The organism is Psychrobacillus sp. FSL K6-1267, assembly GCF_038003265.1.
GTDB classification, from domain to species: Bacteria; Bacillota; Bacilli; order Bacillales_A; family Planococcaceae; genus Psychrobacillus; species Psychrobacillus faecigallinarum.
Genome location: NZ_JBBOOR010000001.1, coordinates 3,565,953 through 3,579,050, shown reverse-complemented (window position 1 = coordinate 3,579,050; position 13,098 = coordinate 3,565,953). Strand labels below are relative to the sequence as shown.

The following is a 13,098-nucleotide window of genomic DNA, read 5'->3' as shown; positions in this document are numbered from 1 at the left end:
TAAAAAGAAAAATTAGGAGGGCATATTAACATGGCAAAAGAAATTAAATTTAGTGAAGACGCTCGTAGCGCAATGCTACGTGGGGTAGATAAATTAGCAGACGCTGTAAAAGTAACTTTAGGGCCAAAGGGTCGTAACGTAGTTCTAGAGAAAAAATTTGGTTCACCACTTATCACTAACGATGGTGTAACAATCGCAAAAGATATCGAGCTAGAGGATGCATTCGAAAACATGGGTGCGAAATTAGTGGCAGAGGTTGCTTCTAAAACTAATGATATCGCTGGTGACGGTACAACAACTGCAACTGTTCTTGCACAATCTATGATTCGTGAAGGACTTAAAAACGTAACTGCTGGAGCTAACCCAGTTGGTATTCGTAAAGGTATCGACTTTGCTGTAGCTTCTGCTGTGACAGAGCTAAAAGCAATCTCTAAACAAATCGAAGGTAAAGAATCTATCGCTCAAGTAGCTGCTATTTCATCTGGTGATGAAGAAGTTGGTGAGCTAATCGCTGAAGCTATGGAGCGCGTTGGTAACGATGGAGTTATTACAATCGAAGAATCTAAAGGATTCACAACAGAGCTTGATGTCGTAGAAGGTATGCAATTCGACCGCGGTTATGCTTCTCCATACATGGTAACTGATTCAGATAAAATGGAAGCTAACCTAGACAATCCATATATCTTAATCACAGACAAAAAAATCTCTAGCATTCAAGAAATCTTACCAGTGCTTGAGCAAGTAGTTCAACAAGGCAAACCACTTTTACTTATCGCTGAAGATGTAGAAGGGGAAGCATTAGCTACTCTAGTAGTAAACAAATTACGCGGAACATTCAATGCAGTAGCTGTTAAAGCTCCTGGATTCGGTGACCGTCGTAAAGCAATGCTTGAAGATATAGCTATCCTAACTGGTGCAGAAGTAATCACAGAAGATTTAGGACTAGACCTAAAATCTGCGAACATCACTCAATTAGGACGCGCTTCTAAAGTAGTAGTAACAAAAGACAACACAACAATCGTAGAAGGTAACGGAGATACAAAAAACATCGCTAGCCGTGTTGCTCAAATCCGTGGCCAATTAGAAGATACAACTTCTGAATTCGATAAAGAAAAACTTCAAGAGCGTCTTGCTAAGCTTGCTGGTGGAGTAGCTGTAGTGAAAGTAGGAGCAGCAACAGAAACTGAACTAAAAGAACGCAAGCTTCGCATTGAAGATGCACTTAACGCAACTCGCGCAGCTGTAGAAGAAGGTATCGTATCTGGTGGTGGTACTGCACTAGTAAACGTATACAACAAAGTAGCTGAGCTTGCAGAAACAAAAGAAGGCGACGTAGCAACTGGTATTCGTATCGTACTTCGTGCATTAGAAGAGCCAGTTCGTCAAATCGCTAACAACGCTGGTTTAGAAGGATCTATCGTAGTAGATCGTCTAAAACGCGAAGACATCGGCATGGGCTTCAACGCAGCAACTGGCGAATGGGTGAACATGATCGACGCAGGTATCGTAGATCCAACTAAAGTAACTCGTTCAGCTCTACAAAACGCTGCATCTGTAGCTTCTCTATTCTTAACTACAGAAGCAGTAGTAGCAGACATCCCAGAACCAGCAGGCGCTGTCGGCATGGGTATGCCTGACATGGGCGGAATGGGCGGCATGATGTAATAAGCCGCTTCAACCCTTGATATGTATGGGTTTGTATGTAAGGTGAGAGTGAAATGCTAGCATTTTGCTAACATAGATGTAAATTAACGGAGGCTTCTCATGAGTTCAGCGAACTTTTGAGAGGCTTCTTTTTTCATTTTTCGGGTGACATGGAGATAGATATTTTTGATTGTCAGTATGACCGAGACGACCCATAATTTGTTCTAGTGACACACGTACCTCGGCAAGTAGCGATGTATGGGTATGTCTTAGCTATGCGGTGTTAGTAAGGATCATCTAACCGATTAATGACTCCCTCTAGAACTTTTTTATGTTCCGTCAAGGTATTGATGACATCTTCATCGACAATGACTTTTCTTTATGATTTAAGAAATCGACATCCTTCCTCTTGAGCGCCGGTGTTCTTCTAGTTGGAGTAATCGTGATCTCGGAAACTATTAATTATGTTATAGAGAAAAGAGAAAGTCCGATACAAGCATTACACGATGTGAATGAAATGAATGAAATCATGCCTATGACTGGAAATCTTTCAAGTTTCACTGTAGCTGGGAAGAAAATAGAACCCAAAATGAACGTGTATACTAGTGAAGATGGTAAAAGCAAATCATACACTTACATCTTGGGGAACAAGGAAAATGAGACGTTATATTCTTATGTTGGGATGCCAGACAAGGGTAGTTCCAAGGGAGAAGTTACTATAGTGGTAGATGGAAACCAAATAACTCTATTATAAAGAGGCAGAACATATAATCATTTCATTTTTTTACGTGGTAAATCCTGAAACAAGTAGACCATATATTAATGTAAACGAAATTACGATTACCGTTTCTGGGAACGCTAAACTATTGGACGTTGGGTTCAGTGCACAGAATCATTGGTGGGAGTAAAGAAAAACAAACAAGTAACCAATAGAATCATGATCATAGCTAAAAGGCTGTCGAGAAAGTCACGAGAGCCTTCTGTATGCTATAGTCACTAAATTTATGATTGGCTCCTCAATAAGAAGTGTAACTATTTTCTTTAAGGAAACAAAAGATATAGGTATTGTATTAGTATGCTTTAAAAGGAGTTTTCCTAGTCTTTTATGGAGAAAGTGTCATAAGTAACGGCAGGTTTTTTGGAATAGACGTTGAGATTTAGTCATCATTTGCTGGCTGTAATACTAATGCCGCTTATTGTCTCGCTCCAGTAGACGCAATAAACTCTCTTCTGTACCTGATTCGGGCACCGGGACGTAGAAACACCAGTGCAGGCCAGGGTCGTTATCGATTACAGAAGCGGAATGGATCACGAACTCCATCTCCTGAGAGTCTGGAAGACGAAATATAGTTGTTGCGACCCGCCTTTGTTTGATTTCATAGAGATCCCAGAAATGCACAAAATCCTCACTTTCCAGCCTCAATCGTTCGAACCGTTCCATATACAATGGATTATCCTTATAACGTTCTAAGTTTGCCCGCACCATCGCCGTCATGTACCGGGCAAACCCCTCCCAATCTACCAGTCTTTGTCTGTAATCCGTATTAAAGAACATAATGTTCATCATATTCCGTTCGCTTATCGGCAGACTACCGAAATCGGCTATAATTAGTTCCGCTGCCCGATTCCATGCAATAATATCTGTTCCTTCGTCTGTGACGAAAGAAGGATAATGCAATTGATCGACGATAGTTTGCAAAAAACCGGTATCTGATCTTTCGCTATTTAGTACTGCACCTGCGCTCGCCGGGTCTACATTTGCCAAATCAAACAGATGCTTTTGTTCGTCTTCATCCAACTTCAGTGCGTTACTGATATTTAGTAATACTTCCGGCGAAGGATTAACTTCTCTGCCTTGCTCCAGCCAAGTATAGTAAGTCACGCTTAAATTAGCAAGATAGGAGACCTCTTCTCTTCGAAGCCCCGGGGTGCGTCTTCGTCCGGGAAGCGGCTTTATCCCCGCTATTGAGGGTTGCAACCGTTCCCTGCGTGATTTAATGAATTCACCCAATGCGGATGAGGAATGATTCGTTTTCACATGTATGACCTCCTATTAATCCTATGCGAGAATACAAATCAAAATTAGAAAAATTAACCAAATATACTAATGCACGAACATTATATCTTTTTAAAGTGTCTGTTGCAACAGGATATAACCTTCTCCGAGAACGGATGCCTGTTAATCCCGCTAATAGTATAGACATAATGTGGTTAACAACCTCTGCGGACGGTACGATTAAGATATTACGACAGAGAAGTGCTGTCGATAGGAGGTTTTGTTTCGTGAAAAAGTATGCCTATAGAAACAAGTTAGCTGTAGTCACCGGTGCTTCATCTGGAATCGGGAAAGCGTATGCCAAAGAACTGGCGGCACGAGGTTGTCATGTCGTTCTGGCAGCGCGCTCCAAAGACAAACTAGATGCAATGGCTGGGGAAATAAACCTCCAGTATGGCGTGAAGGCATATGCGTTGGCTTGTGATTTATCCAAAGCGAATGCCCCGCGTCAACTGGCCGAACAAATTTCTGAACTGGGCTTGTCGGTCGATATTCTCATCAACAACGCAGGCGTTGGCACTTATGGCTGTTTCGAGGAATTAGATCCGGAGCGCGAGCAGGAAGAGATTATGCTGAATACGGCATCATTAGTCGATCTTACGCATCGGTTGCTGCCTAATATGCTGAGGCAGACGGACGGAGTCATCGTTAACGTGGCTTCGATGGCCGCGTTTATGCCTTGTGCTTATTCTACAGTTTACGGGGCTACCAAAGCGTTTGTATTGTCCTTCTCTGAGGCGTTATGGGCGGAAACGCGCGAGCGAGGCGTTCGCGTGCTCGCGCTGTGCCCAGGTGCAACCGAGACGGGGTTTTTCGATGCGGTTGGCAGTGAGGAGATGGGGGCGGGTCAAAAGCTCTCGACCCCGGAGAAGGTTGTAAAGGCCGGATTTCGCGGGATTGACCAGGGACGCAGCTATATCATCGATGGCCGTAACAATTACCTTATGGCTCAAATGATCCGATTTTTTAGCAGACGCAGGGTAGCTTTGATCATGGAACGTATGTCAAAGCCAAAAAAGTACTGATAGTGGTTTAGCCTATTCTACAGAGATAGGGGAGAAGGATGCAACGCTGACGTGCCTCAGTTCAGTAAGTCATATAATCTTCAAAAGAGCCATCGCGTTAAGGATGGCTCTTAAACTTACCGTTGCAGTCAGCACGGGGAACCATATCATCATAGTAATCCCGCCCCCATACAGAAGGAGAAGAACCTGAAACAGATGAAGAATTTGAATTTTTCTATTTTTAAAAAGTGATGAAAAAATAAAACTTTGTGCATGCTGGTATTTTTCACCGATACCGAGGATAGATTTGATGATAGTATATTCTTCCATTTTTTAGCAAGAGCATTTATTTCTGATTTTAACTTTGATATTGAAGAAGTATATTTATATACATATCAAGACTAAAATATGACTCTAAGCTCTTCTTAGGCACTTCCATACTATTTAAAATATAAATTTAAAAACAGCACTTACTTTAGCTAACCAAAGTAAGTGCTGTTTTTTTACTGAATAGCTGGAATTGATATTTCAACTGTGGAGTCTGGATCGTTAACATTGCCAGTAAAGACATAGATAGGCTGATAATAACCTTTAGTATCATAAGTATAGTCTAATTGAATATCCGTTATTGTTAGCGTATCTCCTTTTTGTAAAGGATTGAATAAGTTAAACTTTCCGTTTGTCAAAGCTTCATATGCTTCCTGTTGTGAAATGATTTTCTCTTTCCCAACCATTTCATTGTTACTAACATCGTAGATTATGTTGTCGGGTATTTGCTGATCAGAGAGTGTGATTACGAGGAAACCTTGAGAAAAATCATCACATACAGTTTGTAAATCCACTGCTTCAGCTAAATCCCAACGAATTGTACGTTCATCCTGCTGCTGATAGATAGCGTTACTTGGGAATAAACCTTCGTTATTTAACCAATTTTCTATAACCTGCTTTTGTTGTTCAATATCAACTTTTGTCGGCTGTTCACTGTAATTTTCAGAGGAAAAGGACCAAAAACCATTTGACATGAAATAAGTTAAATAATAGACAAGGCCTTCATCATCTATAAATTTTAATTGACGGTTTTCTCCTTCCCTGCGGATGCCGCCTTGCTGTTGTAAATCAAATTGTTGTGCAATGGATCGAGAGATGGATTTTAAATTTTTCATATCTTTAACATCTGAATTGTAATAAACGCAAGCGTTCGATGATTTGTTGGAGAGCTTTGTTTCCAGTTCGACATCTATTTGATCCATAATTTGTTTTTCTGAAGGCTCGAATGGCAGATTTCCAAATTCCTGTGCATTATATATAACGTTTGCTACACCAAATAATGCAACAAAAAAAATAGGAATAGATATAGCTTTTACAATTGGAGCAAATTTTAACTTTCGTTGCTCTATGCTTAATATGATTGCCATTACGAAAAAGTACCCAGCTAAGCTCCCTATTGTATTATGCAAAAGGTCATCCAATTCGAAAATTCCTTTACCTGAAACAAATTGGAAAATTTCAATAAAAAGTGTGAATACAATTGTTATAACTAGTACACGCGAAAACGATTTGTTTTTTTGGTGAATTAACGGTAAGAGTACTCCTAATGGCACAAACATTAACATATTAAAGATGATTAGCTGAAATTCAGACACTGACCATTTGTTCCATGAACTTACATAGCTACTCAAAAGACTAAGATTAAACTGACCTGCAAACATTGCCGGTCTATTTAAAGTTGTGATACCTAATACAACAATTCCCCAGCAAATTAGTAAAATGATAAAAATAAATTTAGATAGATGTATTGTATATTTTTTCTGAAAAAAGCTCTTAAATATGAAGTAGCCAATCATTAAGGTGACGAAAATGAAAATAGCATATTTTATATACGGTAAAAGACCAGACACTATACTCAGTAAATCCATGAAACGTAACCTCCAAAAATTTTGGTACGTTTATCGTAGCAAGGAATTCTTAAGAGGCTGTTAGTATAAATCTTAAGATTTTATGAGTAATAAGTTTAAACAGCAATATTTAATTTTTAGTACCAATCAATATTTTCACTGATACATTCTCAAATAGTTTTGTAAATGTAAATTTAGTAGCTTTGAGTTGGATAGATCTTCATTAAAGCCAAATGTACTTTCAAGTCTCTCTTCATAGTTATTTTGACCCCTTAAATTTAGCGCTTTTGATGAGCCAGGGTATCTGTTCGGTGAAGAAGGAGACTGTACTGTTTTTAAAGGAATAAATTCTGTATGCTCTTGATCAAACTTTTTAAATGTAGGATTAATTCGGATAAAATCCTCTACATAATTAATAATAGTATTTGTAGAAAGTGCTTCTTTATTATCCTCACTTAGCTCATTATAAGTAATATCATATTCGGAACCAGAATCACTGTTTTTCCAGGCAGTAAACTGCATTGCCCGTGGTATGTCTATAAACACATTATTTTGGAAGGTAGGATTAAGGGCGCCGCTTGCTATGATTCCCCTGTTAGCGCTGTATTTACCTGGAGCAACATTTTTAAACATATTGTTTTCTATCGTTGCATTACTCCAGTTCAACACGCGAATTGCATCCTGACGCATTTTCTCTATTTTATTATTTCTGATTATGATTTTATCGTGATATTTACCACCTGAATATTTATGGGTGCCAATTGCACGATCGAGACCGTAGAAAATATTGTTTTCTATCTTCATATTGGAGTTAGGTGTTTTGTCGAACTTACTCCAAACAGAGCTCCAGCCATTTGTTAGCTTGTCGGGAGTATCGATATTAATTGCTTCTTTGATTTCAGTTGTTGAAGGTATTGAATTCATAAATTTATTGTTGGTTATAACAGCATCCTTAGTTGCATCTATCTCAATGAAATGACCGGAATACATGTTTTGAAAATTAATATTTTCAATCCTAATATTTTGATTATGACCAGCAATAATAGCAATAGCATCCTTTTCGAAATTCAAATCAATCGCCGCTGAACCAGCTCCAATGATGGAAATATTTTTTTCACCATCATACCCTCCATAGACCCCTTCTTTTTTACCAAGAGAAGGACGAATGAAATGGAAAAGTGAGTGGTCAGCATCGAGCTTAGATTTACCTGTTTCACTACCATTCATAATTTTCGCGCCATCCTTTAGTTTTATCGTTGTATTAGATGGTACGAACAATACATTAGAAACTATGTATGTTCCCTTTTCTAATTCGAGTGTGCCACCACCTGTTTCTTCGAGTCGTTCAAGATATGTACGAAGTAAATAATAATGTTTCGTATCATTATTGTAATTAGAATCGTTCATTAGATTCCTATTATATGTTTCGCTATTTGGCGAAATAGTATATGTTTCTGCCTTAGCTTCAATTGAATTCGAAGGATAGATAGCCCACAAACTCCAGACAACTAAGATCAGTAATAATTTTTTCATGACTCCTATGTTCCTCCTGACAATGCTTTTAAATATGATTGTAAACTTAGCTCTTTATCAATTGTAGCGGAAGGCCCAACTCTAGCAGAATGAGTGAGACAGATAAACCTCACAAACATGTGGAAGCGAAGGTGATGGCTTATCACTCACCCCGCTTAAAACTGTCCATCTAAAGTGGAAATCGATATTGGATTCAGTTGTTCAATCTTTTAAATGTATACCCTAAATACAAATAAATAATCTGATGAAAGAGCATTACAACGCAATCTATTGAACAAGAAATGACACATTCTGACTTGTATAAAGTAATTCTCTATTTTGCATAATAAAATGAGCATAAAAGTAGGTGGGTACAATTATATGAGGACAGGCATTCAAATAACCAGAATAGGATTTTTTACATTTATACTAGGCATGTTTAGTATTCAAGCACATGCACAGTTGGGTCCGGAATGAAAAAGCGTATTATGATAATTACCAAAATATATTAAAAATAAATAATGGAAAAAGGGATGGAAGATGCACCTGAAACAGGTGATCCCAGTCTTGATTTCCTTTATGAAATGATCCCACATCATGTAGGTGCAATAAAATGGCTGGAAATATCTTGAAATATACTCAAAATAGTGAACTCAAAACAATTGTAGAAAACATTATAACTACTCAACAAAAACAGGCTACAGAAATGCAAAAACTTTTAAAGACTATAGATTAAAAAAGTAAAGCCAAGAAGAGGCTGACCAAAACGCTCATTTAGGAATCCTTTTGGCCAGCTTCTATTTTTTATTTAAATTTAATTCTCTGTTTGAGACGAACCCAAGGTGGCTCGTCTCTATTTTTATACTTAAAAGTTAAAAAAGTATAGGTAATATTAAAAGAGTGCTATTGATAGCGCTTTCATAAAAGTATTCAGAATTTATAATTAAAAGGTAAGGATTTTATACAAAGGGAGAGTGTTAAAAATGTTGAAGAAGTTCAAGGGATTCACATTTTTATTTATGTTAATGGCATTTGCCATAGTAGCAGCAGCTTGTGACGCAAGTGGGAGTAGCTCAGTAGATGTGGGAATAGTGTTGCCTACGAAGGATGAGCCTCGTTGGGTGCAGGATGAGCAACGTTTTAAGGATGCTTTAGCGGATTCGGATTATTCTACGGAAATCCTATTTAGCCAAGGATCATCTGCAAAGGAAAAAGAAAATGTAGAGGCATTGTTGAATAAAGGTATTAAAGTATTAATCATTACTCCTCATGATGGTGCGGCAGCTGCATCTGCAGTAGAGGCAGCTAAGAAAGAGGGAGTTACTGTAATTGCATATGACCGTTTAATAACTGATACCGATGCTGTCGATTACTATGTAACTTTTGATAGTTTAGCAGTTGGTGCAGCACAGGCTCAGTACTTAGTAGACAATGCAAAGGGTTCTAATGCACCTCTTTACCTGTATGCTGGGGCGGCATCTGATAATAATGCATTCCTATTTTTTGAGGGCGCTTGGCAGGTGCTTCAGCCGAAAATCGCTGATGGTACATTTAAAATTGCTAACTCCAGTGAAGCAGAGGCTTTAAAGGATTCTGCAGATCTTTCTCGTGATCAGCTCGGAAAAATCATCGGGCAAATTACGACTAACTGGGATTCAAATGAAGCAAAAAACAAGGCACAAACACATTTAACTGCCGCGAGTGATGACCTAAAAGGGGATGTTTTAATCCTTGCTCCTAATGATGGGACTGCACGTTCAATCGCAGATGTGTTTGGTTCTGATAGTGCTATTACAAGCTATTTTGTAACGGGCCAAGATGCGGAGAAAGCTTCTGTACAATACATTATTGATGAAAAACAATCGATGACGGTGTTTAAAGATGTTCGTTCATTAGTAAAAGACGCTATGGGCATGGCAGTTGAAATTTTGGATGGAAAAACTCCTGAAACTACTGGTTCTTACGATAATGGTGCTATAGAAGTGAAAGCGAAACAAACGAATGTAATTGTTGTAGATAAAGACAATGTGAAATCAGAGTTAATTGATTCAGAGTATTATGAGGCAAGTGAATTCACCGGTATAGAGTAAAAGCCAATAAGAGGAGAAAAAGTGTTGTAGCGATCAATCACTTTTTCTCTATCTTTAATTTGTATAGGTGAGGGAGGTACGAGAATGAGTGGCTATATTTTAGAAATGAATAACATATCCAAAGAGTTCCCTGGAGTAAAGGCTCTCTCCAACGTAAATTTCAAAGTAGGTAAGGCAGAAATCCATTGCTTAGTCGGAGAAAACGGAGCAGGTAAATCTACTCTAATGAAGGTATTAAGTGGAGTATATCCATATGGTACCTATGATGGGGACATAGTGTTCGAAGGACAGGTACAACAATTTCAAGTAATCAGTGATAGCGTAAAGGCTGGTATTGGAATCATCTATCAGGAGCTAGCCCTTTTTCCTGATTTATCGGTCTACGAGAACATATTTGCCGGAAATGAAGTTAAAAAAGGTCCCTTTGTTGATTGGAATCAAACCATTGTCCAGGCTACAGGGTTACTTAAAAAAGTGAATTTAAAAGTGACTCCAGAAACATTGATTAAGGAATTAGGTGTAGGTAAACAACAACTCGTGGAAATTGCCAAAGCACTAAGCAAGGACGTTAACTTACTTATTTTAGACGAACCAACAGCAGCTCTGAATGAGGATGATAGCGAAAATCTATTAGAACTCTTAAAAGAATTGAAGAGTCAGGGAATTAGCTGCATTATGATTTCGCATAAGCTGAAAGAGGTTATTCATATTGCAGATAAAGTAACGGTTCTTCGTGATGGGAAAACCATTTGCACATTAGATGCAAGCAAGGGAGAGGTGGCTGAAAATGTCATCATCAAAAATATGGTTGGAAGAGACATCGAAGATATTTATCCAAAACGACCTGACAAGAAAATCGGAGAGACGGTTTTATCATTAAAAGATTGGTCTGCCTATGATACACAGCTAGGAAGAAACGTAGTTAAAAATGCAAATCTTCAACTCAAGAAGGGAGAAATTATTGGTATTGCTGGTCTTATGGGCTCAGGGCGTACAGAGCTTGCATTAAGTATTTTTGGCAATCCCAAGAATTATAAGCTTCAAGGAACGTTAGAAATGCAAGGGGTATCTAAGACACTAAAGCATACTAGTGATGCGATTAAAGCAGGAATTGCCTATGTGACAGAGGACAGAAAGGGAGACGGTTTGTTTTTACTACAAGATATAAAGAGTAATGTCTCTGCTGCTCATCTGAAGGGGATATCAAGCAGAGGAGTCCTTAACTTAAACGAAGAGGTAAAGGTCGGTAAAGAATATAAGGATTCTTTATATATTAAAGCTAGTTCTCTAGAACAAATAGTTGGCAAACTTAGCGGTGGAAATCAGCAGAAGGTGTCTCTTGGAAAATGGTTGTTTACTGGACCTAAGATCTTAATTTTGGATGAACCGACACGAGGTATTGATGTGGGGGCAAAATTTGAAATTTATACGATTATGAATCAGCTAATCAATGAAGGAATGAGCATTATCATGATTTCCTCTGAACTCGGTGAAGTGCTAGGAATGAGTGATCGTATTTATGTAATGGCTAATGGAGCTATAAGAGGTGAATTGACTGCAGAAGAAGCATCTCAAGAAGCTATTATGGAACTCGCTACTCAATAGATAGAAAGGGGAAGAATCATGAATTTATTCAAAGAGGCTAAGGACCTTGTGAAAGATAATATACGAGATTATGGAATGTATATTGCTTTAGCAGTCATTCTATTAACATTTACGATTATGACAAACGGTTTGTTTATGTCTTCGAGAAATATAAGTAATTTACTAGATTCCGCGGGCTACATTGCAGTGCTAGCAGTCGGAATGACACTAGTTATCGTCATCCGTCATATTGACTTATCAGTTGGCTTTGTCGCTGGTTTTTTAGGCGCAGTGGCAGCAATATTTTTGACACAATGGGGTGTTTCCATATGGATTACAATTCCAACAGTCTTAATCTTCGGGGTAGTTATAGGTTTATTTAACGGTGTTTTAGTTGCGAGAATCGGTATTCCTTCTTTTGTTGCCACTTTAGCAGGAATGTTAATATTTCGAGGAGCGCTTTTACAGGTAACGGAAAGAACAGGGACAATTATTATTAAGGACAGTCAATTTAACGCTATTGGAAATGGGTTTATACCATCTCTTATGCAAATTAACGGATTACACCTTATGACATTGATTGTTGGGTTGATCGGTATACTTTTGTATATTTATAGTGAATTTTCTAATCGACGAAATAAATTGAAATATGGCTTTGAAGTAATGTCTAATGGCATATTTACTATTAAGCTTATTTTAATATCAGGAATTATTGCGTATATCACTTGGATTTTAGCGGGATATAATGGTTTTTCTTGGACGGTTGTTATTATGGTAATTGTGGTTATTATTTATCATTTTTTATCTACTAAAACGGTGCTTGGTCGACACATTTACGCGGTGGGTAGTAACCCAGAAGCCGCACATCTCAGTGGCATAAACGTACAAAAGATTACATATATCGTCTTCGGCTCTATGGGGATGCTTGCAGCCTTATCAGGAATATTATTTACTTCGCGTCTTCAATCAGCTACCACTACAGCTGGTACTCTTTTTGAGTTAGATGCTATAGCAGCGGCTTATGTAGGTGGGGTTTCGTCTGCAGGAGGAGTTGGAAAAGTAACTGGCGCCATCATTGGTGCAATTGTTATGGCTTCTCTTTCAAGTGGCATGAACCTACTAGGCGTTGGAATATCGTATCAATATATGATACGTGGTGGGGTTTTAGCTGGAGCAGTAATATTTGATGTGATGACACGAAAACAAAGAGCTTAATAGAAGAAATGGACAAAAGGTATTAAGAAAGGTCTAATACCTTTTTGTCTTTTTATTTCTTACAATTTTTATAATACTTGAAAACTATTGCAGTATCT

The 13,098-nt window shown here is 38.2% G+C and carries 9 protein-coding genes and 1 pseudogene; 6 read left to right on the top strand and 4 right to left on the bottom strand.

Annotated elements, in window-relative coordinates; all coding sequences use genetic code 11:
- Nucleotides 1–30 precede the first annotated feature (30 nt).
- Complete coding sequence (gene groL, locus MHB55_RS18310) at nt 31–1,665, top strand: chaperonin GroEL (RefSeq protein ID WP_340863796.1); 1,635 nt, start codon at nt 31–33, stop codon at nt 1,663–1,665.
- A gap of 83 nt (nt 1,666–1,748) precedes the next feature.
- Here groL and MHB55_RS22310 read toward each other — a convergent pair.
- Nucleotides 1,749–1,931, bottom strand: a pseudogene (locus MHB55_RS22310) (hypothetical protein); the annotation flags it as partial.
- 155 nt (nt 1,932–2,086) lie between these two features.
- On the opposite strand from MHB55_RS22310, the gene MHB55_RS18305 reads away from it, so the two are divergent.
- Nucleotides 2,087–2,398, top strand: coding sequence for a hypothetical protein (locus MHB55_RS18305; protein WP_340863795.1), 312 nt, complete (start codon nt 2,087–2,089; stop codon nt 2,396–2,398).
- A 429-nt stretch (nt 2,399–2,827) separates the two neighbouring features.
- Here MHB55_RS18305 and MHB55_RS18300 read toward each other — a convergent pair whose 3' ends face one another.
- On the bottom strand, nt 2,828–3,682 hold the full coding sequence (locus MHB55_RS18300; protein ID WP_154312253.1) for a helix-turn-helix transcriptional regulator: 855 nt from the start codon (nt 3,680–3,682) through the stop codon (nt 2,828–2,830).
- 245 nt (nt 3,683–3,927) lie between these two features.
- On the opposite strand from MHB55_RS18300, the gene MHB55_RS18295 reads away from it, so the two are divergent.
- The gene (locus tag MHB55_RS18295) at nt 3,928–4,725 is read left to right on the top strand and encodes an SDR family NAD(P)-dependent oxidoreductase (RefSeq protein WP_340863794.1); all 798 of its coding nucleotides are present in this window, start codon (nt 3,928–3,930) and stop codon (nt 4,723–4,725) included.
- Nucleotides 4,726–5,207: 482 nt separating this feature from the next.
- Here MHB55_RS18295 and MHB55_RS18290 read toward each other — a convergent pair whose 3' ends face one another.
- Both MHB55_RS18290 and MHB55_RS18285 read right to left on the bottom strand, forming a co-directional pair.
- Entirely contained in the window at nt 5,208–6,620 is a 1,413-nt protein-coding gene (locus MHB55_RS18290; protein ID WP_340863793.1) for a VanZ family protein, read from the bottom strand.
- 135 nt (nt 6,621–6,755) lie between these two features.
- Nucleotides 6,756–8,132: a right-handed parallel beta-helix repeat-containing protein gene (locus MHB55_RS18285; protein WP_154312256.1), complete on the bottom strand. Its 1,377-nt coding sequence runs from the start codon at nt 8,130–8,132 to the stop codon at nt 6,756–6,758.
- 962 nt (nt 8,133–9,094) lie between these two features.
- On the opposite strand from MHB55_RS18285, the gene MHB55_RS18280 reads away from it, so the two are divergent.
- The 3 genes from MHB55_RS18280 (at nt 9,095) to MHB55_RS18270 (ending at nt 13,000) form a co-directional block, all read left to right on the top strand.
- Entirely contained in the window at nt 9,095–10,201 is a 1,107-nt protein-coding gene (locus MHB55_RS18280) for a sugar ABC transporter substrate-binding protein (protein WP_191697866.1), read from the top strand.
- An 84-nt stretch (nt 10,202–10,285) separates the two neighbouring features.
- Nucleotides 10,286–11,806, top strand: coding sequence for a sugar ABC transporter ATP-binding protein (locus MHB55_RS18275; RefSeq protein ID WP_191697865.1), 1,521 nt, complete (start codon nt 10,286–10,288; stop codon nt 11,804–11,806).
- Between the two features lie 18 nt (nt 11,807–11,824).
- Complete coding sequence (locus MHB55_RS18270) at nt 11,825–13,000, top strand: sugar ABC transporter permease (protein WP_151112613.1); 1,176 nt, start codon at nt 11,825–11,827, stop codon at nt 12,998–13,000.
- Nucleotides 13,001–13,098: the final 98 nt, after the last annotated feature.

Coding starts and splice junctions, on each gene's coding strand:
- MHB55_RS18285 (WP_154312256.1), bottom strand. CDS start 8,132: ATGAAAAAATTATTACTGATCTTAGTTGTCTGGAGTTTGTGGGCTATC.
- MHB55_RS18280 (WP_191697866.1), top strand. CDS start 9,095: ATGTTGAAGAAGTTCAAGGGATTCACATTTTTATTTATGTTAATGGCA.
- MHB55_RS18290 (WP_340863793.1), bottom strand. CDS start 6,620: ATGGATTTACTGAGTATAGTGTCTGGTCTTTTACCGTATATAAAATAT.
- groL (WP_340863796.1), top strand. CDS start 31: ATGGCAAAAGAAATTAAATTTAGTGAAGACGCTCGTAGCGCAATGCTA.
- MHB55_RS18270 (WP_151112613.1), top strand. CDS start 11,825: ATGAATTTATTCAAAGAGGCTAAGGACCTTGTGAAAGATAATATACGA.
- MHB55_RS18275 (WP_191697865.1), top strand. CDS start 10,286: ATGAGTGGCTATATTTTAGAAATGAATAACATATCCAAAGAGTTCCCT.